This is a genomic window from Stenotrophomonas sp. YJH_SMC_105-26 (assembly GCF_059368915.1).
The window spans coordinates 271,475-296,200 of record NZ_JCAFSD010000005.1; the positions used below are offsets into that span (position 1 = coordinate 271,475).

A 24,726-nucleotide genomic window follows, 5' to 3' on the forward strand; every position below is an offset into this window, starting at 1 on the left:
GCCCCGGATCAACCGTGACGGGGGGCACGATCCTCAGCTGCGCTTGGCCCGGGCAAAGGCTTCGGCCAGGGCATTGTTGGCCGGCGGCGCAGACTGGGCCGGACGGCCGCCAGCGCCCTGGCCGCGGTTCGGTCCACGGTTCTGGCCGCCAGCGTCACGGCGCGGCCCTTGGCCCTGGCCCCGCTCATCGCGCTGGCCCGGGCGGCTGGTGGCCTGGCCCGGGGTATCGTCCAGGCGCCGGGTCAGGGCGATGCGCTTGCGCGCCACGTCCACCTCCAGCACCTTCACCTTGACGATGTCACCGGCCTTGACCACGTCGCGCGGGTCCTTCACGAAGGTATCGGCGAGCGCCGAGATGTGGATCAGGCCGTCCTGGTGCACGCCGATATCGACAAAGGCCCCGAAGGCGGCCACGTTGCTGACCACGCCCTCCAGCACCATGCCCTCGCGCAGGTCCTTGATGTCCTCGACGCCCTCGGCGAAGCGCGCCGCCTTGAACTCCGGGCGCGGGTCGCGGCCCGGCTTTTCCAGTTCCTTCAGGATGTCGCGCACGGTCGGGACGCCAAAGGTGTCGTCGGTGAACTGTTCTGCCTTCAGGCCACGCAGGAAGCTGCCGTCACCGATCAGCGCCTTGATCGGGCGCGCGGTGCTGGCCACGATGCGCTCAACCACCGGATAGGCTTCGGGGTGTACCGCCGAGGCGTCCAGCGGCTGGTCGCCATCGGCGATGCGCAGGAAGCCGGCGCACTGCTCGAAGGTCTTCTCGCCCAGGCGCGCGACCTTCAGCAGGTCCTTGCGGCGCTTGAACGGGCCGTTGTCGTCGCGATGGCGCACGATGTTCTCGGCCACCGTGGCCGACAGGCCGGACACCCGGGACAGCAGCGCGGCCGAGGCGGTGTTCACGTACACGCCCACGGCGTTCACGCAGTCCTCCACGCGCGCGTCCAGCGCCCGCGCCAGGCGGTACTGGTCCACGTCGTGCTGGTACTGGCCGACACCGATCGCCTTGGGTTCGATCTTGACCAGTTCGGCCAGCGGGTCCTGCAGGCGACGAGCGATCGATACCGCGCCACGCAGCGACACGTCCAGCCCCGGGAACTCCTTGGCCGCGAACTCGGAGGCCGAGTACACCGAGGCGCCCGCCTCGCTGACCACGACCTTCTGCAGCTTCGGGTTGGCGGCAGCCTTGATCGCTTCGCCGGCCAGCTTGTCGGTTTCGCGGCTGGCGGTGCCATTGCCGATCGCGATCAGCTCCACGTTGTGCTTGGCGCACAGCTGCTTGATCGTCTGCACCGACTGGTCCCACTGGCGACGTGGCTCATGCGGGTAGATGGTGTCGGTGGCGACCAGCTTGCCTGTGGCATCGACCACGGCGATCTTGCAGCCGGTACGGATGCCAGGGTCCAGGCCCAGCACAGTCTTCGGGCCGGCCGGTGCGGCCAGCAGCAGGTCCTTCAGGTTGTCGCCGAACACCGCGATGGCTTCGGCTTCGGCCTTTTCGCGGGCCTGGTTGAACAGGTCCAGCAGAAGATGGGTGTGCAGCTTGGCGCGCCAGGTCAGGCGGCAGGCATCCAGCAGCCAGCGGTCGGCGGCACGCCCCCGGTCGGCGATGCCGGCCTTGCGTGCCACCCGACCCTCGGCGTACTGGTGGCCCGCTTCGGCATCGCTGCCCGGGTCCAGTTCCAGGAACAGGATCTCTTCGCGGCGCGCGCGGAACAGCGCCAGCAACCGGTGCGAGGGAATCTTCGCCAGAGATTCGGCATGTTCGAAATAGTCGCGGTACTTGGCGCCTTCGGTTTCCTTGCCCTCGGCCACGCGGGCACGGATCACGCCGGTCTCGCCCAGCCAGGTGCGCAGCTCGCCAACCAACGCGGCATCTTCGCCCCAGCGCTCCATCAGGATCGCGCGGGCGCCTTCCAGCGCGGCCTTGGTGTCGGCCACACCCTTGTCGGTATCGACGAAGGTGGCCGCGAACGTCTGCGGGTCCTGCGTCGGATCGGCCAGCAGGCCATCGGCCAGCGGCTCCAGACCGGCCTCGCGGGCGATCTGGGCGCGGGTACGTCGCTTGGGCTTGTAAGGCAGGTACAGGTCTTCCAGCCGGCTCTTGGTATCGGCGGCCAGGATGTCATTGCGCAGCTCGTCGCTGAGCTTGCCCTGCTCGCCGATGCTGGCCAGCACCGCCGCACGGCGGTCCTCCAGCTCGCGCAGGTAGGTCAGCCGGGTTTCCAGGTTGCGCAGCTGGGTGTCGTCCAGGCCACCGGTCACTTCCTTGCGGTAGCGCGCGATGAACGGAACGCTGGCGCCCTCGTCGAGCAGGCCGACGGCGGCGCGTACCTGGGCGGACTGGGCACCGATCTCGTCGGCGATGGTCTGGGCGATCTGCTGGGCGAGCGCGCTCTGGGCGTTCTTGGCGTCGTGCATTGCTTCAGGTCTGAGCCGCGTTACGGGAAGACCCCATTCTGGCAACCGACGACGGAGCCGGACAAGGCATTGACAGGGGACGAGGTACAGCGGCGTAGCCGGAGTGGACGCCGGCATCCTGGCAAAGAGCGGGCCCGGACTGGCCCGGGGCTGGGATGCCGGCGCGGGCGCGCGATGGTGGGCGCGCCCTGCCGCGTGTTGCGTAGGTCAGCGGTAGTGGCGGGCGGCGCGCTGCATGACGATCTCGTCACGCATGCCTTCCAGGGCCATCAGGCGGACCTTGCCGACACCCTGCAGTTCCATGAACCGCTCCGTGTAGAACTCCGGCCCCAGCGCGGTGTCGGCGCGGGATTTGCTGAAGCCGTAGGGCACCACGCCCTTCTCGCCATCCTTGCTACCACCGACATAAAGAACGATTGCCATGTGATGTATTCCTCCAAATTGCTACTGCGTACTGCACTCGATGAGCGATGCTGCGAGCTCATCGGGGGAGAGCTTACCGCGTCGAACCTGACTGGAACGTCACGAAGGCTAATGACGATCGGTTGCATGCAGATGACTGCGGGATCGCAGCAGAATGCTTACGGATCTTTAACTTCCGGCTAACGAATCCAGGGCCGTTCCCGCCGACGGCGAAGCCCTCGTGGGTGGTCGCGAAATGCGCTTCATGTGAGTAGGTCGGTCGGGGTGGGTTCGCGGGACACGCCGTAAACCCGTCCATGGGGGCTCGATGGCGCCATCCATGGCGCCAACGGTCCCGCGAACCCACCCCGACCGGCCCCTGACAGTTTTTCGGGCACGTTCACCCACGGAAGAGAAAAAATGAAGATCAAAAGCAAAAACAGCTTGGCTGGCCGCTTTTTGTAGAGCCGAGCCCACGCTCGGCTGCTTTCCGGCCAGTCCGCGAAGCCGAGCGCAGGCTCGGCTCTACACGAGCAAGCGCAGCGCGCGACCCGCTTCTGCTGTTCTTTATCTCTTCCGTGGCTGGACGCGCACGGAATCTGTCAGCGGCCGGGTGGGTGGGGGTGGCGGGGTATCCGCGGCATGGGTCGGGCGCATGCGCCCGACGAGTTGGGCAGGACGCCCAACCCCGGTCTTGCCGTGTGCGCAGGACAGCGCACACGTGCAAGCCGCGGCCAAGCCCCCCATGGATGGGTTCACGGCGTCCCCGCTGGCCCCACCCACCCGGCCAGCCCCCAGGAAGCAGGCATTCCGCGACCAAGCCACGAGGGGCTGCGTCGTTGGCTGGAAACTACGGCCACCAGCCGTGCCCGAACCGGGCGAAATGATCGGCCGCCCGCTCGAACGGATTGCGCGCACTCACCCCGCCACACAGCAGGTACACCGGCAGGTACAGCGGCCCCAGCACCATGTACTGGTAGACATGCGCACGCTCATGGTCGTCCAGCCGGATCAGCGGCTCCACGCCCCACCCCGCCTGATGCGCGTAGGTCCGGCAGGAAATGCCAAGATCGTGGCCCGTGTGCAGGATCACATTGCCCAAGGTGATCGCCCCACCCGGCCCCCACGGCCAGCGGTCGAACACCAGCGCGCAGTCACGCCGGCTCCAGCGCAATGTCGCGCCGCCGAGCATGCCGGCCAGCCCACCCATCAGGCCGATCAGGGTGTTGGGCAGGGTCCACACCGCGCCCAGCACCTGCAGCGCGCGCAGCCAGATCGGCCAAGGCCGGGAGGCGGTGTTCAATCGGCCTCGTTCGGCATCAGCAGCCACAGGATCAGGTAGACCAGGATGCCGGGGAAGGCCGCCGAGGCCAGCGACAGCAGCACGTAGACCACCCGCAGGAGGGTGGCATTCCAGCCGAAGCGATGGGCAATGCCACCCATCACGCCGGCGATCATGCGGTCGTTCAATGAACGCGACAGTGTCTTGGGCGTGGTGTTCATGGCGGCGGCTCCGGGCAACGGACAGGGCAGTCGAGCGTGGCTCGACTCTACACCCTGCCCATGTCTACGGCGTGCGGTGACGCAGCGCCTGCAGGCGCGCACCGAACCAGGTGGCTGCGGTCTGTTCAGGCTGCCCCGGGCACTGGATGCGATAGGGTTTGCCGCTCATGCTGCTCTGGCTGGCGGCGCGCTCGATGAACTGCTCGGCGCTGTCCACCATGTCCTTCTTCAGCAGATAGTCGTACTTGCGCTGCAGATGCGCGCGCGCATCGCCGCCGTCGTACCAGCTGCCATTGCGCTGGAACCGGCACTGGGAGCCGTCCAGGCTGGCGATCAACTGGGCGATCTCCCGCCGTGCATCCGCACTGGGTGCGGCCTGGGCAAGGGGCGCTGCCAGCAGTACCGCAAGAATCAACAAAACCCGGTACGTCATCATCCCTCCAAGTCAGTCGAGCAGGGCTCGACTCTACAGGTCGCGCGCCTTCAGCCAACCATCGATCGTGGCCGGCACTTCGCGCTGCGCGCGCCCGGACACGTAGATGCCGATATGGCCACCGCGGAAGCTGGACTCGGTGTAGTCGTCCGTGCCCAGGCGCCCGCGCATCGCGCGCGAGGCGTCCGGCGGCACCAGATGATCCTGCTCGGCGTAGATGTTCAGCACCGGCAGCGTCACCTGCGACAGGTCCACTGCTTCCTCGCCGATCCTTACCGTGCCCTTCATCAGGCCATTGGCCTGGTAGAACTGCTTGATGAAATCGCGGAACGCCTCGCCCGCCAGGTCCGGCGAATCGAAGATCCACTTCTCCATGCGCAGGAAGTCCTCCAGCGCCGCCTTGTCATCGAGGATGTCGAGCAGGCCGACGTACTTCTGCACGTTCAGGCGGAACGGCTTGAGCATCAGGTAGCTGGCGTTCATCAGGTCGGCCGGGATGTTGCCCAGCGTATCGACCAGCAGGTCCACGTCCACCTGCCGCGCCCAGTGCGAGAGCATGTTGTCGGCGGTCTGGAAATCGACCGGGGTGACCATGGTGATCAGCTTGCCCAGCTTCTGTTGGCGCAACGCTGCGTAGCAGAGTGCGAACACGCCGCCTTGGCAGATGCCGAGCAGGTCGACCGGGCCACCACTGCGCACGCGCAGCGCATCGACCGCTCCGTCGATGTAGCGCAGCAGGTAGTCCTCCAGGGTCTGGAAGCGTTCGGACCGGTCCGGGTAGCCCCAGTCCAGCACGTACACGTCCTGGCCCAGCGCCAGCAGCTTCTGCACCAGCGAACGGTCGGCCTGCAGGTCGACCATGTACGGCCGGTTGACCAGCGCGTAGACGATCAGCAGCGGCGTGCGCCGGGTCGGCGCCTGCTCACCGACGAAGCGATACAGCACCACCTTGCCGTCGCGCCAGACTTCCTCGCGCGCGGTCACGCCATAGTCCACGTCTTCCACCTGCGGCAGCAGCTTCAGCCCTTCCATCAGCTTGCGCTGCATGGCCAGGCTCTCCTGCATCAGGTCATCGGCGTTGAAGCCCAATGGTCCCTTCATCGGTCACGCGCCCCAGCGCGAGGTGCGGCCTTCTTCGCAGATGTCTTCTTTGCAGATGTCCTCTTCGCAGGCGCCTTCTTTGCCGGCGCGGCCTTCTTCGCGGCCTTGCGCGCAGTTGGCTTCACCTTCGCCGGCGCCGGCTGCGCCACCGGATCGACCTCAGCGGTTCCAGCCAGCACAGCCACCTGCGCCTGCAGGCGGCGCAGGCTGCGCTCCAGCTCGGCGATGCGGCGGTGTGCGGCATCCATCTCGCTCCGGGTCGGCAGGCCGATCCGTTCACTCATCTGTTCCACCTCCCGCTGCAGGCCGGCGCGCAGGCGCATCTGCGCGTTGCCCAGCGAGGCGTACACCTGCTGGAACGGTTCGGACATGGCGACCTTGGCGTAGGCCTCCTCGGCAACTTCGATCCACAGGTCGAACATCGCGCGGGCGCTGGTCAGCTGGCTGCCGGGCTGTTCGTGCTCGGCCAGGCGCTGCTCGAACAGCGCAAAGGCTTCGTCCAGTGCCTGCTTGATCTGATCGACATAGGCGCGCGAATGCTGCTGGTATTCCTCCTGCGCACGCAGCAGGGCCTGCCAGCGCGCCTGGTGCTCGCGGCCGGGGCCGAATGCCGGGCTCTGCAGCCACGGGCCCGCCTGCAGCTGGAACTGCTGCAGCCAGGCGGCGAATTCGGGTATCGCGGCGCCGGCGTGCGTGCTGCCACGGGCGCCCTGCAGCATCCACTGGAGCATGCCGTCGCCCTGCCCCTGCACCGCCTCGCGCCAGGCCTGGGCCACATCGGCACTGCTGGCGTCGCGGCCCGCAAACCGTGCGGCGACCTCCTGCATGGTGCCGTACCAGCTGCCCGCCTGTTCGCGGAACCGGCGCACGGCATCTTCCGGCGCGCCCTGCGCCTGCTCGGGCAACAGCTGGCCCCACCAGTCGAACAACCGCTGCCAACTGCCGGGATCGTCACCGGCGGGTGCGCCGGGCGTGCTCGCATGGCGCAGGGCATCGCCCCAGGCGCCGAAATACTGCCGGGCCAGGGTTTCGAAATCGCTGCTGCCGGTGTCGTGGGCCGAGCTGGTCATCGCAGGCCTCCGCAGGGCTGGCTCATGGCTTGGGAATACGCAAGGTCTTGCTGATCATCAGCGACCCGGACAGGGCGAACAACAGCACCATCGGGTGCAGCTGCCACGGGCCGATCTGCCACTGGCCGAACCAGATGTTCTGGCCGATGGCATCGGTGCCGGCGGCAATCGCCAGTACGATCACCAGCACCAGGCTGGTCGGGATCGGGGTGCCCTCGAAATACGTGACCTTGCCCTCGTCGCCGGCGAGCGCCTCGGCAGTGACGTTGTAGCGTGCCAGGCGGCTGACGCCGCAGCAGACGAAGTAGCTCAGCACCAGCCAGTCCCATCCGCCCTGCATGCCGCAGGCATAGGCCAGCGCCGCCGGCGCCACGCCGAAGGAGATCACGTCGGACAGCGAGTCCAGCTCGCGGCCCAGGGTGGAGCTGGACTTGCGCCAGCGCGCGATGCGCCCGTCGAGGGCGTCGAAGATGAAGGCCAGCGGGATCAGCGCCATGCCGAACAGCAGATAGCCGCGCTCGCCGTCCTGCAGGAAGCGCATCGCGGCAAAGACCGCACCGGTGCCGCAGAAAGCATTGGCCAGGGTGAACCAGTCGGCCAGCTGGAATTCGCGCAGCATCGAGAAGTGACGTTTCATGGGGTCTCACGGAGCATCAAGGCCCACAGGTTACCGCGAGCGCCGCCGCTGGCGACAGCGCTGGCTCAGCCGATCCTTCACCGCCCCCTCACCCGTCGTCACCGGCGGTGAATTTTTCGCCACCCATCTTGACAGCCTAGGGGGGTGGCGCCTGTCGGGGCTTATCCACAAAGTTGCCCACGCGTAATCCACACCCCCTGTGGACAACCAGATCTCACCGACTGCGACGGTGGACATTTCCTCATCACTCTTCCGCGGGGTTTCCCTACTTCCCAAGCCGCAGAGTCGGCGCTATGGTCACCGGCGGGCCCGCCGCCGCCGCGTCCGATTCCTGGTGACGGGCGGCGATGATGCCGGATGCTTCCACCTGCCGCTGGCGCAGCGGCCCTGAAGTGGTAGAGCCGGCCGCTGGCCGGCTGCCCCGACCGTTCCGCGTTGCCGGCCAGCGGCCGGCACTACCCAGCCTGCACCCGCCGCCAGCGCTCGAAACAGAACACCTGCATCACCAGCATCGCCAGCAACCCCAGCGGCCACGCCCACCACACGCCGGCCAGCCCGTGCTGCGCCTGCATCCACATCGCCAGCGGCAGCTCCAGCAGCAATACCGCCGCCATGCCCAGCAGCGCTGGCCGCCATACCGTGCCACTGCCGCGCATCACTCCTACCAGCACGGTGCTGCCGCCCATCGCCAGCACGCCCCATGCCACCGTGCGCAACTGCAGCGTCGCCAGTTCACGCGCTTCGGCAGCCACCAGGATCAGGCCGGTCAGCCAGGGCGCAAGCGCCATCACCAGCAGCACCACTGCACTCAGCATCGCCAGTCCAAGCAGCACGCCGGTGCGGGCGATGGCCGGCAGCCGTGCCGTACGCCCCGCGCCCATCGCATGCGCCGCGAGGATGGTGGCGGTAATGCCCAGCGACATCGCCGGCAGCTGCACCCAGCTCATCAACTGGTTGACCGCACCGTAGGCGGCCGTGGCCGTGTAGCCGTAGCGGTTGATCCAGCCCAGCAATACGATCTCGGCAATGGCCAGGCTGAGCATCTGCAGCGAAGACGGTACGCCGATGCGCAGCATCGCGCGGATGAGCGCGCCATCGAAACGGATGGCACGCAACTGCTCGCGCCGTGGCGCCAGGGGATGTCCTACCCGATGCCAGCGCCACAGCAACCAGCCCAGGGCCAACAATGAGGCAAACGCCGCCGATACAGCCGCACTGGCCGACCCCAGCCGCGGCAGGCCGGTCCAGCCCAGGATCAGCAGCGGCGTGCACAGCAGGCCGACCACCGTGGCCAGCAGCAGCGCCTGCAGCGGCGTCTTTGCATCGCCCACTGCGCGGCTCACGGCAGTGGCCAGCCACAGCAGGAAGAACACCGGAGCCGCCAGCAACAGCACGCGCGCGTACACGATGGACTCGCCGAGGATCGCTGCCGGCGTGCCCAGTGCCGCCAGCAGCTGTGGCGCGAAACCGCCGCCCAGGGCCATCACCAGCACCGACAACAGCAGGATCAGCGCCACCGCGCTGCCGGCCACCGCGCGCGCCTGTTGCGGGCGGCCCGCGCCCCAGGCCTGGCCGATCAGCACCATCGCGCCCGTGGCCAGGCCCATCACCAGGGCCAGCAGCAGGAAAAAGACCGGGAAGAACGCCGCGGCCGCAGCCACCGCCTGTGTGCCAAGCAGGTGGCCGAGATAGATGTTGTCCAGCGTGCCTGCGGCCAGCTGCAACGCATTGGTCAGCAGCATCGGCAGCAGCAGCGTCAGGTAGGTGCGCCACAGCGGGGGTGCTGCCGGAGGTGTCGGATGTACAGGGGGGCTCATGGGATTCTCTGGGCAAGGCGCCGCCCTGCCCGGCGTTTCCGCCAGCAAAGCAAGCACAGGGGAAGCGGGCCGCGGCCCGCGATCAGATGACGCCGTCGCTCAGCAACGGCGCGATGGCTCAGCCGTCAGCGTCTTCGAACGCCAGGCGCAGGGCGTGGTCGCGCACATCCCTGGGCCAGGAATGCAGCGCTGCTTCCAGGCCCGCGCGGTCATGCGCGAACAGCACCCGAATGGCCTCCTCGAAGCCCGGCAGGTCACCGGCGATGGCCTGCAGGAAGTGATAGGTACGCTCGCTGTGGCGGCGCTGCCGATCCTCGTCGGCACCGGCACGGCTGGCCGCTTCCACCAGCCTGCGCAGCACCACCGAGGCCCCACCCGGCTGTTCGGCCAACCACGCCCAATGCCGCGGCAGCAGCGTCACTTCGCGGGCGACCACGCCCAGTCTGGGGCGGCCACGGCCACGCGGGGTTGCGGGTGCCTCTCCGGTAGTGACGTCGGCATCCGCCTCCACGGCGGAGGGAAACGCTTCGGTCACCCGCGCCAGCAGCTCTGTGTCGCTGCCGCGCGTGTCGAAATCGCGGGTTCGCCCGCTGGCGTTGTCGAACACCAGCAGCGGACCGGCTGCGTTGTCGGCACGCAGCTGTTTCAACGCCAGCGCTGCCACTTCCGGGGTACCGGAAGCGACCAGGCGATGGCCGTCGAAACAGCTGAAGGGAGGAAGTCGGGACACAGGCATGGCAATGGCATCAGAGGCGATGCGTGAATATTGCCCGGGTAATTTTACCGAGTCAATATTGTCCGGGTATTAATTTGCCAGAAGAGCGTGCCAACCAAGGTTGGCACCCACCCGATTCGTCACCTCACAGCCGGCTGTAGGACCAACTGACCATGCGGCCGTCCTTGTACGGCATCACGCCGTGGAACGGGCGCGGGTCGGCGTCGAACACCAGCGGCAGGAAGTTGCGGTCGCCCTCCCACATCGGCAGCGTGTCCAGCTTGTCCAGGTCCACCCACTCCAGCGTGCCTTCATGGTTGCCGCCGTGCGGGGTGCCTTCGAAAGTGTCGATGACGAACACGAAGCCCAGCCAGTCTTCACCGTGCTTGCCGAAGCCCGGCCAGCTGAGGGTGCCGCGCAGGCGCATGCCGGTGCAGTCGATGCCGGCTTCCTCGGCGATCTCGCGACGCATGCTGGCTGCCACGTCCTCGTCCGCTTCGATCTTGCCGCCCAGCCCGTTGTACTTGCCCAGGTGGTGGTCACCCGGACGGGTGTTGCGATGGATCATCAGCACCTGGCGACGATCAGGCGACAGCACGTAGCCCAGGGTGGCGACGATCGGGGTGTACGGCATGGGCGGCATCCAGCGGCAGGTCAGCCGTGGATTATGGCCGATCAGCGCACCAGCGACAGGCGGCGCTCGGCGGGTGTGCCTGCGCCATCGGGATCGCGGCGCAGGGTGGCCACGCCGTGACCGCGCTCAGCCAGGTATTCCAGCCACTTGCCGAGGAAGGTGTTCATCCGCATGCGGTGGCTGATCAGCTCGGCCGGCGGCGGGTACAGGCCCATCGTGTCCTGCCAGCGGCGGCCGACGTAGCAATGGGTGGTCTCGGCCTGGCGTGCGTCACGGTAAAGGCGCACATACGCCGAGGGATCCGGCTCACCGGTGACCGGGTCGGCCAGGTCGTAGGTCAGGCGCAGTTCCACCGTGTAGCGGTGGCACTCGATCACGTCCAGGCGTACGTCCAGGCCGTCGCCGATCGAGGAAATGTAGCTGCCCGCCACCAATCCGGCCGGTTCGAACAGGCGCACCAGATGGCGGTAGTTCTCCGCGTACAGGCCCATGAGCCAGCTCAACCGGCTCAGGCGGGGAATACGTTCGGTGCGGGGCGAGGCTTGGGCCATGGGTCGATCCTACACGTTGGTGCTTCAACGTGGGGGCGCCTCAAGCCACAGCCAACCCGACAACGACGATCCCCGTGTAGAGCCGAGCCCATGCTCGGCTGCTGTTCGGGAAGAACCCGGCGGCCCAGCCGAGCGTGGGCTCGGCTCTACAGGGCGAAGTGCGGCGCGCCGGAAAGGCTCAATACAGCTCGCGCTGCAGCCCCAGCGTGGCCAGCACCTTGCTGGAAATCTCCTCGATCGAGGTATGCGTGGTGCTCAGGGTCGGGATCCGCTCCATGCGGAACATGGTCTCGGCCGCAGCCACCTCGCGCTTGCAGGTCTCCAGGTTGGCGTAGCGCGAGTTCGGACGGCGCTCCTGGCGGATCTGCTGCAGCCGGTCCGGATCGATGGTCAGGCCGAACAGCTTGCGCCGGTAATTGCGCAGTCGCGGCGGCAGGCGATCGCTTTCCAGGTCTTCGTCGGTCAGCGGGTAGTTGGCCGCGCGTACCCCGTAATGCAGGGCCAGGTAGATGCAGGTCGGCGTCTTGCCCGCGCGCGACACCGCCACCAGGATCACGTCGGCATCGTCGTAGTTCACCGCGATGCCGTCGTCATGCGTCAGGGCGAAGTTCATCGCGTTGATGCGACGGTGGTAGGTATCGAAATCGACCATGCCGTGGGCCTGGCCGACCCGGGCCAGGCGCGGGCTGGCCAGTTCACGCTCCAGCGGCTCGATGAACGGCGCGAACACATCCAGCATCAGCGCCCCGCTGTCGGCCAGGATCAGGCTCAGGCTCTGGTCCACGCAGGAGTTCACCACGATCGGCCGGACCTGGTAGCGCTCCCCTGCCGCCTGGATCCGGGCACAGGCTTCACGCGCTTTTTCGGGGTCGTCGACAAACGACATGCGGTCGGTAATGAAGCTGAACCCGGAGAACTGGGTCAGCAGGCTATGCCCAATGGTTTCAGCGGTGATACCGGTTCCATCGGAAACGTAGAACACCGGACGGATGGTCGACATGCGCGCTTTTACCCCCTACGAAGCTTAAAAAGGCCGCCAGCACAAGCTTGTGCCGACGGTGCTCTGCCCGGCATCATATCGGCTTCTTCCTACGGACGCGGCCACTCAGCCCGCCTCGGGCGATGGCCAAACGGAGCATCGCGCTTGAACGAGAACATCCTGTGGTTGCACGAACTGCGTCTGGCCGATCTGGCCCGCGTAGGCGGCAAGAATTCGTCGCTGGGCGAGATGATCGGCAACCTGGCCGGTCTGGGCGTTTCGGTGCCGGGCGGTTATGCCACCACCGCTGAAGCCTTCAAGGACTTCATTGCGCACAACGATCTGTCCAAGCGCATCTTCGACAGGCTGGCCACGCTGGACGTCGAGGACGTCAACGCGCTGACCGCCGCCGGCAAGGAAATCCGCAGCTGGGTGATCGATGCGCCGCTGCAGCCGCAGCTGGACCAGGACATCCGCACCGCTTACGCCAAGCTGAGCGCCGACAACGGCGGCGGCGATGTGGCCGTGGCCGTGCGTTCCTCGGCCACCGCCGAGGATCTGCCGGATGCCTCCTTCGCCGGCCAGCAGGAAACCTTCCTCAACGTCACCGGTGCCGACGACGTCGTGCACAAGGTCAAGGAAGTGTTCGCCTCGCTGTACAACGACCGCGCCATCGCCTACCGCGTGCACCACGGCTTCAAGCATGAGGATGTGTTCCTGTCCGCCGGCGTGCAGCTGATGGTGCGTTCGGGCGTCGGTTCGTCCGGCGTGCTGTTCACCCTGGACACCGAGTCCGGCTTCCGCGACGTGGTGTTCGTCACCTCTTCGTTCGGCCTGGGCGAAATGGTCGTGCAGGGCGCGGTCAATCCCGACGAGTACTACGTCTACAAGCCCACCCTGCAGGCCGGCAAGCCGGCGATCCTGCGCCGCTCGCTCGGCAGCAAGGCGATCCGCATGGTGTATTCCGATGTTCCGGGTGAGCGCGTCAGGATCGAGGACACCCCGGCCGAGCTGCGCAACACCTTCTCGATCAGCGACGAGGACGTGCAGGAACTGTCCAAGCAGGCGCTGGTCATCGAAAAGCACTACGGCCGCCCGATGGACATCGAGTGGGCCAAGGACGGTGTCAGCGGCAAGCTGTTCATCGTGCAGGCGCGCCCGGAAACGGTGAAGTCGCGCAGCCACGCCACCCAGATCGAGCGCTTCGCGCTGACCGAGAAGGGCGGCAACGTGCTGGCCGAAGGCCGCGCCGTCGGCGCCAAGATCGGCTCGGGCGTGGCCCGCGTGGTGAAGACGCTGGACGACATGAACCGCGTGCAGCCGGGCGACGTACTGATCGCCGACATGACCGATCCCGATTGGGAACCGGTGATGAAGCGCGCTTCGGCCATCGTCACCAACCGTGGCGGCCGTACCTGCCACGCCGCGATCATCGCGCGCGAGCTGGGCGTGCCGGCCGTGGTCGGTTCGGGCAACGCCACCAAGGTGATCGAAGATGGCCAGCTGGTCACCGTCAGCTGCGCTGAAGGTGATACCGGCTTCATCTACGAAGGAAAGCTCGGCTTCGAGCGCACCACCACCGATCTGGGCAACATGCCGCCGGCACCGCTGAAGATCATGATGAACGTGGCCAACCCGGAACGTGCCTTCGACTTCGGCCAGCTGCCGAACGCCGGCATCGGCCTGGCCCGCCTGGAAATGATCATCGCCAGCCACATCGGCATCCACCCGAACGCGCTGCTGGAATACGACCGCCAGGATGCGGCGACCAAGAAGAAGATCGACGAGAAGATCGCCGGCTACGGTGATCCTGTCAGCTTCTACGTGGACCGCCTGGCCGAAGGCATCGCCACGCTCACCGCCTCGGTTGCACCGAACCCGGTGATCGTGCGCCTGTCGGACTTCAAGTCCAACGAGTACGCCAACCTGATCGGCGGCAGCAACTACGAGCCGCACGAAGAAAACCCGATGATCGGCTTCCGCGGCGCCAGCCGTTACGTCGACCCGAGCTTCTCGGCCGCCTTTGCGCTGGAGTGCAAGGCCGTGCTGCGCGTGCGCAACGAAATGGGCCTGGACAACCTGTGGGTCATGATTCCGTTCGTGCGCACCCTGGAAGAAGGCCGCAAGGTCGTCGAGGTGCTGGAACAGAACGGCCTGAAGCAGGGCGAGAACGGCCTGAAGATCATCATGATGTGCGAAGTGCCGTCCAACGCACTGCTCGCCGATGAGTTCCTGGAGATCTTCGACGGCTTCTCGATCGGCTCCAACGACCTGACCCAGCTCAGCCTGGGCCTGGACCGCGACTCGTCGATCGTCGCGCACCTGTTCGACGAACGGAACCCGGCAGTGAAGAAGCTGCTATCGATGGCGATCAAGGCCGCACGCGCCAAGGGCAAGTACGTCGGCATCTGCGGCCAGGGCCCGTCCGATCATCCGGATCTGGCCGAATGGCTGATGCAGGAAGGCATCGAGTCGGTGTCGCTGAACCCGGACACCGTGGTCGATACCTGGCTGCGCCTGGCCAAGCTGAAGGCCAACGGCTGATGCCGTAATGGGCTGACGTCGCTTTCATCGACGTCCGCACATACTGCTGCCGCACGCAAGCCCCGCCTCTGCGGGGCTTGCTGTTTCTGGCGTCCGTGCACGCCACGCGCACCTCGCGCCTGTCCCTCAGCAGCAAAGGAACTCCCGCATGATCGCCGCCGCCCGACCCGCCCCCGCCGCAACGCCCTGGTTCCACTCGCTCAACTGGGAGCGCCTGCTGGAAACCTACGGCGTACCGTTGCTGGCCGCGATCGTGGTGCTGCTGGTGGGCCTGTGGGTGGCACGACGCCTGTCCAACGCGATGCCGCGCGCTACGGCTCGCATGGGTGTGGACCCGATGCTGGGCAGCTTCCTGCGCAACGTGGTGTATGCCGCATCGCTTGTGATCGTGGTGGTGCTGGCGATCGGCACGCTGGGCGTGCAGATCACCCCGTTGCTGGCCGTGCTCGGTACCGCTGGCCTGGCCGTCGGCCTGGCATTGAAGGATTCGCTGTCCAACATCGCCTCGGGCGTGATGCTGGTGACGCTGCGACCGTTCCGTGTGGGCGATGTGGTCACCGTGGCCGGACAGACCGGCACGGTGCGCGAAGTGCGCATCTTCCAGACCGTCATCACCGGTGCCGACAACCAGCACACCACCATTCCGAACACGCTGATCACTGCCGCACCGATCATCAACCTCACCGCCGAACCGACGCGCCGCGTCGAACTGGTGATCGGCATCGGCTATGAAGACAACATCCAGCTGGCGCGCGATACCGCGCTGGCGTTGATGAAGGCCGACCCACGCGTGCTGCAGACACCGGCACCGGACGTGGTGGTGTATGAGCTGGGCGCGCACGCCATCAACCTGGGCATCCGCTGCTACGTGAAGTCGGCCGACTGGTTCGGTACCAAGGTCACGCTGCTGGAGCAGCTGAAGCTGGGCTATGACAAGGCCGGCATCAACATCCCGTACCCGCAGCAGGACATGCACCTGTACCTGCATGGAAAGGATGGCGGGGTGATAGAGGCTGACGCGCTGGTGCGCGACAAGCCCTGATCCATGCCGGTAGTGCCGACCAACGGTCGGCACCCACCCATCGGCGATACGACATTGGAATGCCGGCCAGGATCAGGCCGCGACGCTCTCTTCCAGCGTCGGATAATCGGTGAAGCCCGCCGCGCCACCGCCAAAGAATGTCGCACGATCCGGCGGATTCAGCGCCGCACCGGTACGCAGTCGCTCCGGCAGGTCCGGGTTGGCGATGAACGGGCGACCGAAGCCGATCAGGTCAGCCCAGCCTTCAGCCAGTGCCTGCTCGCCGCGTTCGGCGGTGTACTTGCCGGCGTAGATCAGCGTGCCCGGATAGACCATGCGCAGCGCCTGCTTGAACGCCACCGGCATCAACGGTGCATCGTCCCAGTCGGCTTCGGCGATGTGCAGGTAGCCCACGCCCAGCTCACCCAGCAGGTGCGCCGCGGCCAGATAGGTCGCCTGTGGCGTATCGTCCACCGCGCCCTGCAATGTCGTCAGCGGCGCCAGACGGACACCGACGCGGTCACCACCGGCTACGGCCGTCACCGCCTGCACGACCTCGCGCAGGAACCGCAGCCGGTTCTGCAACGCGCCGCCATAGCCGTCGGTGCGCCGGTTGGCCTGCGAGTCGATGAACTGGTTGATCAGGTAGCCATTGGCACCGTGCAGCTCGACGCCATCGAAGCCGGCGGCCAGTGCATTGCGGGTGGCCTGTGCATAGTCGGCGATGATGCCCGGAATCTCGTCCTCGGCCAGCGCGCGCGGCATCGAGTGCTGGATCATCTCGCCCACGCCCGCTTCCGGGCCAGCGCCGGCAGGGTCGACAAACACCTTCACGCCTTCGGCCAGCAGCGCCGACGACGACACCGGCGCGGCACCACCCGGCTGCAGGGCCACGTGCGAGACCCGGCCCACATGCCACAACTGGGCGTAGATGCGGCCGCCAGCGGCATGCACGGCATCGGTCACCCGGCGCCAGCCCTGCACCTGTTCCGGGCTGTGGATGCCCGGGGTCCAGGCATAGCCCTGGCCCTGCGGGCTGATCTGGGTGCCTTCGCTGACGATCAGGCCAGCACTGGCGCGTTGGGCGTAGTAGGCGGCCATGTCCGCGGTGGCGACGTTGCCGTCGGCGGCACGCGAGCGGGTCATCGGCGGCATCACGATGCGGTTGGGCAGGGTCAAGGCGCCCAGGCGGTGGGGAGTGAACAACATGGCGGCGATCTCTTGCGGGGGGGGACTGCCGCAAAGGATGGGGATGCCAGCTGCCAGGCAACAGGCATGTACTGGCAAAACAATTGTTCCCCCAAGGCAAGGATGACCGGCCGGGGGGCAGAGCCCCTCCCTGCGGAACGGGATCCGACCCCGCGCGCAACCGGGGTCGGATCCCTTTGCAACGCAAAGGGCTCCGACCCCGAAGCCGGTTACAGCGTGGGCTCGATCAGCACGCCGCCATGCGCCACGCGGTCATAGCAGGCGCGCACCACGTCTTCCCCGTACTTCAGCTCGAGACGGCGCACGATGAAGTGGCCGCGCGCCATGTCCTGGTAGTAGTCGGTGAACATGGTATTCAGTGTTGCACCGGCGGCGGCACCGACGATCGGCACCGCCTGCGCAGCGAATTTCTCGGTAACCACCACGCCGAAGCGCGCCGCCACCTTTTCCACCATCTTCGCCAGCAGCTTGCCAGCTTCCTTTGGCGCCACGCCCAGGGTCAGGTCGCGGCCGGTCACCACGCGCCCGGCCAGCTCGGCCGACAGGTGGCGCATCACATCCGTGGTGAAGCCGCGGGCCAGGTAGTAGCCGGTCTCGCTGGCATCATCGCGCGGCGAGTTGCCGCCCAACGCGAACACCTCCAGGCACGCCTGGCGGGTGCTGAACTCGGACAGGTCGAAGCCCTCGCTGCGGGCCACGTCGGCCACCGCACGCATCATGATGGTGGTCGACACCGGCAGCTCGATGAACAAGGCCGCGAAGCCGAAGGCCCCACCGACCGCGCCCGAGGTGGCCGCCGCCAGTTTGTGCCAGCGGGTGGACGCCCCCTTGCCGGGGGTATTGTCCATGCTCCACAGCGCGGCCTGCGCCGATTTGCTCAGCGCCGCCTGCACAGCACCGTGGATGCGGTTGGAGACCGAGCTGGGCAGCGCCTTCACCGCGAACTCCAGCGGCGTGCCGACCAGGTTGGCCATGCGCGCGGTCAGGGTCGGCGCTTCCAGCAGGGCCACCGCGCGCTGCAGGTCGGACCAGTCGCGGGCGTCATGGGCGATGTCGCGGGGGAGCAGGATCGGCTCGTTCATGGCGCCGATCTTAGCGCCAGGAAGTTGAACGGTTCGTCGCGGGGTACGACAGAGGGGTCAGAGCCCTTTCCGCAGGAAAGGGATCCGACCCCGGCGCCTTGCCGGCCAGCGGCCGCCACTACCCGTTGGCGTGTCATCCGATAGCGCCGGGCCATGCCCGGCGTCGTTGTTCAGGCAACCGGCAGCCCCGACAGCGCGCCCATGAACTGGCGGTAGTGGCGCAGCTCAGCGATCGAATCGTGCACGTCGCTCAGCGCGGTGTGGTTGCTGTTCTTGCCGACGCCGGCGGCCACGCTCGGCGCCCAGCGCTTGGCCAGTTCCTTCACCGTGGACACGTCCAGGTTGCGGTAGTGGAAGTACTTCTCCAGTCGCGGCATCTGGCGGTGCAGGAAGCGGCGATCCTGGCAGATCGAGTTGCCGCACATCGGCGACAGGCCGGCCGGGATCCACTGCGCCAGGAAGTTCACCGTCTGCGCCTCGGCCTGGCCCAGGGTGGTGGTGCTGTCCACCACGCGCTGCCACAGGCCCGAGCGGCGATGCTGGTTGCGGTTCCACTCGTCCATCGCTTCCAGCGTTTCCAGCGGGTGGTGGATGGCGAATTCCGGCCCTTCGGCCAGCACGTTGAGCTGGGCATCGGTGACCACGGTGGCGATCTCGATGATCGAATCGTTGTCGGTATCCAACCCGGTCATTTCCAGGTCGATCCAGATCAGTCGCTCGTTGGCCGCGCCGTTGTCCGCCATGTGTCGCCTCGTTGCTGGGCAGGCGCGCGGCCTGCCGGTGATGGAAAGAGGCGCCCATCATACCGGTTCGCCCCCTCAGGCCTCGCCGGCATGGTCTTCCAGCAGCAGCGGCGGCTTGCCACGCTTGGCACGGAAATAATTGGTCAGGCGCATGCTGGCCTCCTTGGCCAGCACCCCACCGTGGATCTCCACCCGGTGGTTGTGGCGGGCATCGCCCAGCAGGTCGAACACGCTGCCGCAGGCGCCGGTCTTGGGGTCGCTGGCGCCGTAGACCAGGCGGGCAACGCGTGCATGCACGATGGCCATCGCGCACATCGCGCACGGTTCCAGGGTCACGTACAGGGTGCTGCCGAGCAGCCGATGATTGGCCAGCCGCGTGCCACCGGCCCGCATGGCCACGATCTCGGCATGCGCACTGGGATCGTGCGAGGCGATGTTGAGGTTCCAGCCCTCGCCCAGCAGCTGGCCATCGGCGCCCACCAGTACCGCACCAACGGGGATCTCGTCGTACTCGCGCTGCGCACGCTCGGCCAGCGCCAGCGCATGGCGCATCCAGTGTTCATCGGCGTCGTGCACCGGTACACCCAGGGCGTCGGTCATGGCGGTTCTCGCGTGTCTGCAGGGCCAGGATGGCCGCCGGGGCCGCATTGTACGCCCGCGGCCGTGCAGGCGCCGCTAACGCGTGTCGAAGCGCTCGCGGGCGGCGTCCAGCGCCGGGAAATTGTGCTCGGCCCAACGGTCCAACGCGGTCAAGGTGTCTACCAGGCTGCGTGCAACCTCGGTCAACCGGTACTCGACATGCAGCGGCTTGCTGCCCAGATCACACCGCTCGACCAGGCCGTTGCGCTCCAGCTGCCGCAGGGTCTGGGTCAACACCTTCTGCGAGATGCCTTCGATCTTCCTCAGCAGCGCGCCATTGCGTTGCGGGCCCTGCGCCAGCGCCGGCAACAGCAGCATCACCCACTTGCCGGAGATCAGCGCCAGCGCATCGCGTGCCGAGCAATCGGCGGCATAGACATCGCCCGGGTAGGCCATGGTTACCTCAAGGTGCGTAATTGCCGGGGCACTCCGGCATCGCGAGGATGGTCGCACACTCCACCAACACCTCGCCCCATGCGCGCCCTCATCCTGCTTGCCCATCCCGAACCCCGCTCGTTCAACGCCCACCTGGCCGCACAGGCCGCCGAACAGCTGCGGCATGACGCGCTGCAGGTGGACGTGGTCGACCTGTATGCAGAGGGCTTCGATCCGCTGGAAGCGGCCCGCCATCATTCAAGTCGCTTGCAGCCCGGCCGTTTCGATGCCCAGCGCGAACAACGCCACGGCGCCGAACAGGGCCGGCTGCCCGCCGATGTGCAGCGCCATCTGCAGCTGCTGCAGGCCGCGGATCTGGTCATCCTGCAGTTCCCGCTGTGGTGGTTCGCGCCGCCGGCAATCCTCAAGGGCTGGCTGGATCGCGTGCTGGTCTACGGGCCGATGTACAACAGCCGCCTGCGCCACGAGCACGGCGCGATGCGCGGCAAGCGTGCGTTGCTGAGCGTCACCACCGGCTCATCGGCACGGGCCTGCGCCGTCGACGGCCGCGAGGGAGATACCCGGTTGTTGCTGTGGCCCTTGATGTACAGCCTGCGCTACGTCGGCTTCGACGTGCTGGAGCCGCATCTGGTGCATGGCGTGCGTTCCGGGCTGGCAGCGGAGCGCGTGCAGGCACACGACGAGGCATTGGCTGCAGCAACCCACTACTACCGCGAACGCCTGGCGCAATGGCCGCGGTGGCCCACCGTGCCCTTCAACGACAGCGGCGATTTCGAGGATGGCGTGGTGCTGCGCGCGGAGGCCACTGCCTACAGCCCCTTCATCCGCCATCGCAACAGCGGATGAATCCACGCCTGCGCGCTGGGTCGGGACGCGCCATACTACGCGCTCTTTGCAAGCACCTTGGTGAACCCATGACCACCCTCCGTCCCTCGCGCGCCGACGACGGCGCCGCCCTCGTCGACCTCTGGCGCCGCGCCGTCGACGCCACCCACAACTTCCTCAGCGCCGACGACCGCCAGGCCATCGATGCCGAAGTCGCCGGCTTCCTGCCGCAGGCTGCGATGACCGTGGCCGTCGACGCTCAGGACCGCCCCCTTGGCTTCATGCTGATCGACGGCACGCACATGGAAGCGCTGTTCATCGATCCGGACGTACGCGGCACCGGTATCGGCCGGCAGTTGCTGCAGCACGCGCTGGCCCTGCATCCGCAGCTGAGTACCGACGTCAACGAACAGAACGCGCAGGCCGTCGGCTTCTACCAGCGCATGGGCTTCGTCGAAACCGGACGTTCACCGCTGGATTCGCAGGGCCGCCCGTATCCCCTGATCCATCTCCGGTACAACGGCTGACATTCGACGGATGTTCGAGGCCCGCCCCGATCATCAGGCCGTGGCCTCGAATGCCGGCGAGTACTGCACCTCTCCCTGCGCCATCGGTGGCCGCAGGCACAGCGCCTGGAAGTACTCTGGCGGCACACCCGGCAGCACCAGGCCCGGCTCGGCGCGGAATCCGAATCGACCGTAATAGGCGGGCTCCCCCAGCAATACACAGCCCTGCGCGTTCTGCTCACGCAACGCGCCGAGCGCCGCGTGCATCAGCGCCGCACCGATGCCCTGCCCCTGCCAGTCCGGCAGCACCGAGATTGGCCCGAGGCCGAACCAGCCGGTGCTGCCATCGCTGATCGTCACCGGCGACAGCGCGATGTGCCCGACGACCTGTCCGTCCTTCTCGGCGACCAGCGAAAGACTCAGCTCTCCACGCGAACGCAGCGCATCCACAATGAACTGCTCGGTGTGGCTGCTGTGCGGGGCTTCGCGGAAGGCCGCCTCGGTGAGTGCATGGATGACCGCGTGGTCTTCGCGGGTTTCAGGGCGGATCGTGCAGTTCAAGGACAACACCTTTGATGAAGTGATGGACATGTGAATGATCGATTCCGGTCACGGATTCAGCTGCGAACCTGCGTCGGCGTCAGAGCCAACGCGACGATCGGATGCCCTGTGCGGCAAGCGATCTGCCGGCGGCGCGCCCCGGGAGCGTCAAAAATCCGTCTCCAAGGGTGGCACAGGGCTCCCGGCACGTTCCATAATCGAGAAACCTGCCACCCAGGAAGGATAGACGGACATGGACGCACGATGCAGGATCGGGCCATGGGTGTAGCGCACCTCGCACACAGGGGACGGCCGCTGCTGGCAGTGCTCGCCCTCGTCCTGCTGGCGGCATGCTCGCCCTACGCCGATGCAGAGCGCGACGTCGCCGCGGGTGGACGCGGCCTGGCCAAACTCAACCCGGCGCCGAAGCAGGCCTATGAACTGGTGCTGACAGTGAAGGATGCACCGGGCCCGTTCGCGGTTGTTGAGGGCGTGGCCCAGTATGACGTGAGCAACTACGGAGACTGCGGGAGGGTCATCTGGTCCACCGGCACGGCCAGCCGCATCACCAGCCAGGAACCGGTGGAACTGCGCAGGACGGGCGAGAACGAATACCGCGGTACGTTCTACCTCGACCGCATGCAGGACCAGGACTATTACGATCGCGGTACGTGCCACTGGACGCTGACCGGCGTTGGCGCGATGTTGCGTGCCACGACCGGCGAAGCTGATACGCGATTCCTGACGTTCATCGACAAGAAGCGCATGGACGCGGGATCGCCGTTGACTCTCTACTATCCGAAGACTGCTTATCCCCGCGCCGAGCTCGCTGCCAACTTCCCTGCCAGCGGCAAAGAAGATCCGTCGGCCTACAAGGAGGAACTGCGCGACGCGCTGTTCTCGACCACAACCACTGTGCGGACGCTCGCGCCATGAGCTGCCAGCGCCACATTTCCCCCTACACACCAGGAGGCCGACATTGCGCCACAAGATGATTCCGTGCCTTGCTCTGCTTCTGTTGACCGCCTGCCATCCGGAGACCGCCATGAACCAGGAACGTGCCGCTGCTGAAGCCGATGTCGCCCAGGGTGGGCGCGGCCTCGCCAAGCTCAACCCCAGCCCGCGCAAGGCCTATGAACTGGTGCTGCGCCTGAAGGACGCCCCGGGCGATTTCGCGGTGGTCGAAGGTGTCGCGCAGTACGACGTCACCAACGAAGACCAGTGTGGCTATATCGAGCCGGCCACCGGCACGGCCGCACGGATTACCAGCCAGGAACCGGTGGAGCTGCGCAAGGTCGCTGATGGCGAGTACCGCGGCACGCTGTATGTGGATCGCATGCTGGATGAAGACTACTACGGCCGCGGCGTGTGCCGTTGGGAGTTCACTGGCGCTGGGGCGATGTTGAAGGCAACGGGCGCTGAAGAAGAGACCCGCTTCCTAACCTTCGTTGACGCCAAGCCACTGACCGAAGGTGGCGCGCATACGCTCTACTATCCGGATCTGGTCTATCCGAAGGCAGATCGCGTTCCCAATTTCCCCGCCAGTGGCGAACCCGATCGCAGCAATTACGCCCCTGATCTTCAGGACAAGCTGTTTACGATCACCCTCTCCGCAAGTGAGGTGGCGCCGTGACCATCACCTCCCAGGATTACGCTGCGTTATCTGATGACGCCTACAAGGATCGGGCCGTCGGCCGACGTGAACCCGGCCAAGAAGAGAAAGTCACCTTAAACGGCCATGAGTACAAGATTCTTGAGCATGTCAATAATCGTCTCAACGGCTATCAAGGGACCGTCTATCAGCGCGTAGACAGCAAAGAGATCGTCATTGCGCATCGTGGCACCGAGCAGATAGCTCGCGACGCGATTCTGACCGATGGCGGCATGGTGGTTGCGCGCACCAATGTGCAGGCGCCGGACGCGATCGCGTTGACACAGCGAACACTCGAAACTGCCGCATTGCAGGGACGCTTGAATGGCGGACATGCCCCCCAGGTCACCGTCACCGGTCACTCCCTCGGTGGCGCTCTGGCCCAGATCACCTCGCACCATTTCAACGTCAAGGGCGAGACCTTCAACGCCTATGGCGCGGTCAGCCTCAGCTACCGCATCCCGGAAGGCGGCAACACCATGATCAACCATGTCATGGCCTCCGATCCGGTCAGCTCTGCCTCGCCGCACTTCGGCCAAGTGCGCATCTACGCCAAGCCGGATGAGATCAAGACACTCGCCGCAAACGGCTTCAGCAATCACTCGTTGCGCGCCCTTATCCCGGACAGCCCGCTCGTCGCAGCAGGCAGCTCGTTCGGCGCGCACAAGCTGGGCAACTTCCTCGGCGACGGCTCGGTGCTGAAACACCCGGAAACGCAGAAGCTGGCAAAAGACAACGCCAGGATGATCGAGGAGTACCGCGACGACGTTGAATCACTGCGCCGTGGTGTCACCCGCGCGGCGCGCGGCATTCCGGGCGGCGCGGTCGATCTGTACGACCATATCCGCGGCCCGCTGCAGCCCGGTGAGCCGGCACGCCGCGAAGCGGAGAAGAACGGCCATCACACCAGCATGCTGCGCATGGACGATGCCAACCACGTGGGCAACCCACTGTTCAACGACGCGATCCGTGGCGTGCACGCGCAGGACGTCCGCGTCGGCCGGGTACCAGACGTAATGAGCACGCAACTGGCCGGCAGCCTGGCCGCCGAAATGCATGCGGCGGGCGGCAAGCGCATCGACGAGGTGGTCATGAATGCCGATGCCTCGCGCAGCTTCGCCGTGCAGGGCCAGGGCGGTGACCCGGCCCACCTTCGCGTGTCAGTGGATACGGCGGTGGCGATGAACACACCGCTGGAACAGAGCAGCCAGCGCATCGACCAGCAGGCCGCAGGTCAGCGCCTTGCACTGGAGCGCGACCAGCAGCTGGAACAGCAGCAGCATCAGACCCGCAGTCTGCAGGCCTGA

26 protein-coding genes are annotated in these 24,726 nt (G+C 66.7%); 7 read left to right on the plus strand and 19 right to left on the minus strand.

Translation table 11 applies throughout. The features are described from left to right. Positions 1 to 33 precede the first annotated feature (33 nt). The 13 genes from AC5P7F_RS14205 to ppsR all read right to left on the minus strand — a co-directional run bounded on the left by AC5P7F_RS14205 (position 34) and on the right by ppsR (position 12,284). Complete coding sequence (locus AC5P7F_RS14205; RefSeq protein ID WP_164077343.1) at positions 34 to 2,421, minus strand: Tex-like N-terminal domain-containing protein; 2,388 nt, start codon at positions 2,419 to 2,421, stop codon at positions 34 to 36. Positions 2,422 to 2,628: 207 nt separating this feature from the next. Next, positions 2,629 to 2,844 (minus strand): hypothetical protein, encoded by a 216-nt coding sequence (locus AC5P7F_RS14210; protein WP_005410085.1) that lies wholly within the window; start codon positions 2,842 to 2,844, stop codon positions 2,629 to 2,631. An 829-nt stretch (positions 2,845 to 3,673) separates the two neighbouring features. Then, positions 3,674 to 4,126 (minus strand): hypothetical protein, encoded by a 453-nt coding sequence (locus AC5P7F_RS14215; protein WP_049408098.1) that lies wholly within the window; start codon positions 4,124 to 4,126, stop codon positions 3,674 to 3,676. Further along, positions 4,123 to 4,326 carry a PspC domain-containing protein gene (locus AC5P7F_RS14220; RefSeq protein ID WP_014647543.1) on the minus strand — a complete coding sequence of 68 codons (204 nt, stop codon included), beginning with the start codon at positions 4,324 to 4,326 and terminating at the stop codon, positions 4,123 to 4,125. Before AC5P7F_RS14220 ends, AC5P7F_RS14215 begins: the two co-directional genes overlap by 4 nt. Positions 4,327 to 4,390: 64 nt before the next feature. Beyond that, positions 4,391 to 4,759, minus strand: coding sequence for a YfeK family protein (locus tag AC5P7F_RS14225; protein WP_014647544.1), 369 nt, complete (start codon positions 4,757 to 4,759; stop codon positions 4,391 to 4,393). A gap of 33 nt (positions 4,760 to 4,792) precedes the next feature. Beyond that, positions 4,793 to 5,860 carry a class III poly(R)-hydroxyalkanoic acid synthase subunit PhaC gene (gene phaC / locus AC5P7F_RS14230; RefSeq protein WP_046431281.1) on the minus strand — a complete coding sequence of 356 codons (1,068 nt, stop codon included), beginning with the start codon at positions 5,858 to 5,860 and terminating at the stop codon, positions 4,793 to 4,795. Beyond that, entirely contained in the window at positions 5,857 to 6,930 is a 1,074-nt protein-coding gene (gene phaE / locus AC5P7F_RS14235; protein WP_111206947.1) for a class III poly(R)-hydroxyalkanoic acid synthase subunit PhaE, read from the minus strand. Before phaE ends, phaC begins: the two co-directional genes overlap by 4 nt. 22 nt (positions 6,931 to 6,952) lie before the next feature. Continuing rightward, positions 6,953 to 7,567, minus strand: a complete 615-nt coding sequence (locus tag AC5P7F_RS14240) for a CDP-alcohol phosphatidyltransferase family protein (protein WP_014647547.1) — start codon at positions 7,565 to 7,567, stop codon at positions 6,953 to 6,955. Between the two features lie 455 nt (positions 7,568 to 8,022). After that, positions 8,023 to 9,384 carry an MATE family efflux transporter gene (locus AC5P7F_RS14245; protein WP_032956100.1) on the minus strand — a complete coding sequence of 454 codons (1,362 nt, stop codon included), beginning with the start codon at positions 9,382 to 9,384 and terminating at the stop codon, positions 8,023 to 8,025. A gap of 118 nt (positions 9,385 to 9,502) precedes the next feature. Further along, entirely contained in the window at positions 9,503 to 10,120 is a 618-nt protein-coding gene (locus AC5P7F_RS14250) for a DUF2239 family protein (RefSeq protein WP_032956104.1), read from the minus strand. A 124-nt stretch (positions 10,121 to 10,244) separates the two neighbouring features. Then, entirely contained in the window at positions 10,245 to 10,733 is a 489-nt protein-coding gene (locus tag AC5P7F_RS14255; RefSeq protein ID WP_014647550.1) for an NUDIX hydrolase, read from the minus strand. A gap of 41 nt (positions 10,734 to 10,774) precedes the next feature. Next, positions 10,775 to 11,284 carry a DUF1249 domain-containing protein gene (locus AC5P7F_RS14260; RefSeq protein ID WP_032956108.1) on the minus strand — a complete coding sequence of 170 codons (510 nt, stop codon included), beginning with the start codon at positions 11,282 to 11,284 and terminating at the stop codon, positions 10,775 to 10,777. Between the two features lie 178 nt (positions 11,285 to 11,462). Next, complete coding sequence (gene ppsR, locus AC5P7F_RS14265) at positions 11,463 to 12,284, minus strand: posphoenolpyruvate synthetase regulatory kinase/phosphorylase PpsR (RefSeq protein WP_014647552.1); 822 nt, start codon at positions 12,282 to 12,284, stop codon at positions 11,463 to 11,465. A gap of 144 nt (positions 12,285 to 12,428) precedes the next feature. Here ppsR and ppsA point away from each other — a divergent pair, with 144 nt between their 5' ends. After that, positions 12,429 to 14,807, plus strand: coding sequence for a phosphoenolpyruvate synthase (gene ppsA / locus AC5P7F_RS14270; RefSeq protein WP_014647553.1), 2,379 nt, complete (start codon positions 12,429 to 12,431; stop codon positions 14,805 to 14,807). A gap of 148 nt (positions 14,808 to 14,955) precedes the next feature. Continuing rightward, positions 14,956 to 15,849, plus strand: coding sequence for a mechanosensitive ion channel family protein (locus AC5P7F_RS14275; protein WP_136191781.1), 894 nt, complete (start codon positions 14,956 to 14,958; stop codon positions 15,847 to 15,849). A gap of 72 nt (positions 15,850 to 15,921) precedes the next feature. Here the strand turns inward: AC5P7F_RS14275 and AC5P7F_RS14280 are convergent, their stop codons facing one another. The 5 genes from AC5P7F_RS14280 to AC5P7F_RS14300 form a co-directional block, all read right to left on the minus strand. Continuing rightward, on the minus strand, positions 15,922 to 17,037 hold the full coding sequence (locus AC5P7F_RS14280) for an alkene reductase (protein ID WP_142234919.1): 1,116 nt from the start codon (positions 17,035 to 17,037) through the stop codon (positions 15,922 to 15,924). A gap of 209 nt (positions 17,038 to 17,246) precedes the next feature. Continuing rightward, positions 17,247 to 18,119: an EcsC family protein gene (locus tag AC5P7F_RS14285; RefSeq protein WP_049441668.1), complete on the minus strand. Its 873-nt coding sequence runs from the start codon at positions 18,117 to 18,119 to the stop codon at positions 17,247 to 17,249. A gap of 170 nt (positions 18,120 to 18,289) precedes the next feature. Further along, on the minus strand, positions 18,290 to 18,862 hold the full coding sequence (orn, locus tag AC5P7F_RS14290) for an oligoribonuclease (RefSeq protein WP_014647557.1): 573 nt from the start codon (positions 18,860 to 18,862) through the stop codon (positions 18,290 to 18,292). A 75-nt stretch (positions 18,863 to 18,937) separates the two neighbouring features. Beyond that, complete coding sequence (gene tadA, locus AC5P7F_RS14295) at positions 18,938 to 19,462, minus strand: tRNA adenosine(34) deaminase TadA (RefSeq protein WP_014647558.1); 525 nt, start codon at positions 19,460 to 19,462, stop codon at positions 18,938 to 18,940. A gap of 75 nt (positions 19,463 to 19,537) precedes the next feature. Then, positions 19,538 to 19,897, minus strand: a complete 360-nt coding sequence (locus tag AC5P7F_RS14300; RefSeq protein WP_164077846.1) for a winged helix-turn-helix transcriptional regulator — start codon at positions 19,895 to 19,897, stop codon at positions 19,538 to 19,540. 78 nt (positions 19,898 to 19,975) lie between these two features. Here AC5P7F_RS14300 and AC5P7F_RS14305 point away from each other — a divergent pair, with 78 nt between their 5' ends. Both AC5P7F_RS14305 and AC5P7F_RS14310 read left to right on the plus strand, forming a co-directional pair. After that, entirely contained in the window at positions 19,976 to 20,743 is a 768-nt protein-coding gene (locus tag AC5P7F_RS14305) for an NAD(P)H-dependent oxidoreductase (RefSeq protein WP_164077847.1), read from the plus strand. Positions 20,744 to 20,811: 68 nt separating this feature from the next. Then, a complete protein-coding gene (locus tag AC5P7F_RS14310; protein ID WP_164077848.1) occupies positions 20,812 to 21,249 on the plus strand; it encodes an acetyltransferase in 438 nt (145 codons plus the stop codon). A 33-nt stretch (positions 21,250 to 21,282) separates the two neighbouring features. On the opposite strand, the gene AC5P7F_RS14315 is transcribed toward AC5P7F_RS14310, so the two are convergent. Next, complete coding sequence (locus AC5P7F_RS14315; RefSeq protein WP_041863578.1) at positions 21,283 to 21,789, minus strand: GNAT family N-acetyltransferase; 507 nt, start codon at positions 21,787 to 21,789, stop codon at positions 21,283 to 21,285. Positions 21,790 to 22,047: 258 nt separating this feature from the next. Between AC5P7F_RS14315 and AC5P7F_RS14320 the strand changes: the two genes are divergently transcribed. Genes AC5P7F_RS14320 through AC5P7F_RS14330 form a run of 3 tightly spaced genes read left to right on the plus strand, consistent with a single transcriptional unit; the run spans position 22,048 to position 24,726 of the window. Next, a complete protein-coding gene (locus AC5P7F_RS14320; protein WP_014647563.1) occupies positions 22,048 to 22,704 on the plus strand; it encodes a hypothetical protein in 657 nt (218 codons plus the stop codon). A gap of 43 nt (positions 22,705 to 22,747) precedes the next feature. Next, positions 22,748 to 23,401 carry a hypothetical protein gene (locus AC5P7F_RS14325; RefSeq protein ID WP_046431299.1) on the plus strand — a complete coding sequence of 218 codons (654 nt, stop codon included), beginning with the start codon at positions 22,748 to 22,750 and terminating at the stop codon, positions 23,399 to 23,401. Further along, positions 23,398 to 24,726 carry an XVIPCD domain-containing protein gene (locus AC5P7F_RS14330; RefSeq protein ID WP_164077849.1) on the plus strand — a complete coding sequence of 443 codons (1,329 nt, stop codon included), beginning with the start codon at positions 23,398 to 23,400 and terminating at the stop codon, positions 24,724 to 24,726. Before AC5P7F_RS14325 ends, AC5P7F_RS14330 begins: the two co-directional genes overlap by 4 nt.

What these genes read in the sequence shown, in the direction of transcription:
- AC5P7F_RS14245 (WP_032956100.1), bottom strand. Translation starts at nt 9,384, where the DNA reads ATGAGCCCCCCTGTACATCCGACACCTCCGGCAGCACCCCCGCTGTGG.
- phaC (WP_046431281.1), bottom strand. Translation starts at nt 5,860, where the DNA reads ATGAAGGGACCATTGGGCTTCAACGCCGATGACCTGATGCAGGAGAGC.
- AC5P7F_RS14305 (WP_164077847.1), top strand. Translation starts at nt 19,976, where the DNA reads ATGCGCGCCCTCATCCTGCTTGCCCATCCCGAACCCCGCTCGTTCAAC.
- AC5P7F_RS14310 (WP_164077848.1), top strand. Translation starts at nt 20,812, where the DNA reads ATGACCACCCTCCGTCCCTCGCGCGCCGACGACGGCGCCGCCCTCGTC.
- AC5P7F_RS14320 (WP_014647563.1), top strand. Translation starts at nt 22,048, where the DNA reads ATGGGTGTAGCGCACCTCGCACACAGGGGACGGCCGCTGCTGGCAGTG.
- AC5P7F_RS14220 (WP_014647543.1), bottom strand. Translation starts at nt 4,326, where the DNA reads ATGAACACCACGCCCAAGACACTGTCGCGTTCATTGAACGACCGCATG.
- AC5P7F_RS14210 (WP_005410085.1), bottom strand. Translation starts at nt 2,844, where the DNA reads ATGGCAATCGTTCTTTATGTCGGTGGTAGCAAGGATGGCGAGAAGGGC.
- AC5P7F_RS14255 (WP_014647550.1), bottom strand. Translation starts at nt 10,733, where the DNA reads ATGCCGTACACCCCGATCGTCGCCACCCTGGGCTACGTGCTGTCGCCT.
- AC5P7F_RS14300 (WP_164077846.1), bottom strand. Translation starts at nt 19,897, where the DNA reads ATGGCCTACCCGGGCGATGTCTATGCCGCCGATTGCTCGGCACGCGAT.
- AC5P7F_RS14240 (WP_014647547.1), bottom strand. Translation starts at nt 7,567, where the DNA reads ATGAAACGTCACTTCTCGATGCTGCGCGAATTCCAGCTGGCCGACTGG.
- ppsR (WP_014647552.1), bottom strand. Translation starts at nt 12,284, where the DNA reads ATGTCGACCATCCGTCCGGTGTTCTACGTTTCCGATGGAACCGGTATC.
- AC5P7F_RS14275 (WP_136191781.1), top strand. Translation starts at nt 14,956, where the DNA reads ATGATCGCCGCCGCCCGACCCGCCCCCGCCGCAACGCCCTGGTTCCAC.
- orn (WP_014647557.1), bottom strand. Translation starts at nt 18,862, where the DNA reads ATGGCGGACAACGGCGCGGCCAACGAGCGACTGATCTGGATCGACCTG.
- AC5P7F_RS14225 (WP_014647544.1), bottom strand. Translation starts at nt 4,759, where the DNA reads ATGACGTACCGGGTTTTGTTGATTCTTGCGGTACTGCTGGCAGCGCCC.
- AC5P7F_RS14260 (WP_032956108.1), bottom strand. Translation starts at nt 11,284, where the DNA reads ATGGCCCAAGCCTCGCCCCGCACCGAACGTATTCCCCGCCTGAGCCGG.
- AC5P7F_RS14280 (WP_142234919.1), bottom strand. Translation starts at nt 17,037, where the DNA reads ATGTTGTTCACTCCCCACCGCCTGGGCGCCTTGACCCTGCCCAACCGC.
- phaE (WP_111206947.1), bottom strand. Translation starts at nt 6,930, where the DNA reads ATGACCAGCTCGGCCCACGACACCGGCAGCAGCGATTTCGAAACCCTG.
- AC5P7F_RS14205 (WP_164077343.1), bottom strand. Translation starts at nt 2,421, where the DNA reads ATGCACGACGCCAAGAACGCCCAGAGCGCGCTCGCCCAGCAGATCGCC.
- AC5P7F_RS14250 (WP_032956104.1), bottom strand. Translation starts at nt 10,120, where the DNA reads ATGCCTGTGTCCCGACTTCCTCCCTTCAGCTGTTTCGACGGCCATCGC.
- tadA (WP_014647558.1), bottom strand. Translation starts at nt 19,462, where the DNA reads ATGACCGACGCCCTGGGTGTACCGGTGCACGACGCCGATGAACACTGG.
- AC5P7F_RS14285 (WP_049441668.1), bottom strand. Translation starts at nt 18,119, where the DNA reads ATGAACGAGCCGATCCTGCTCCCCCGCGACATCGCCCATGACGCCCGC.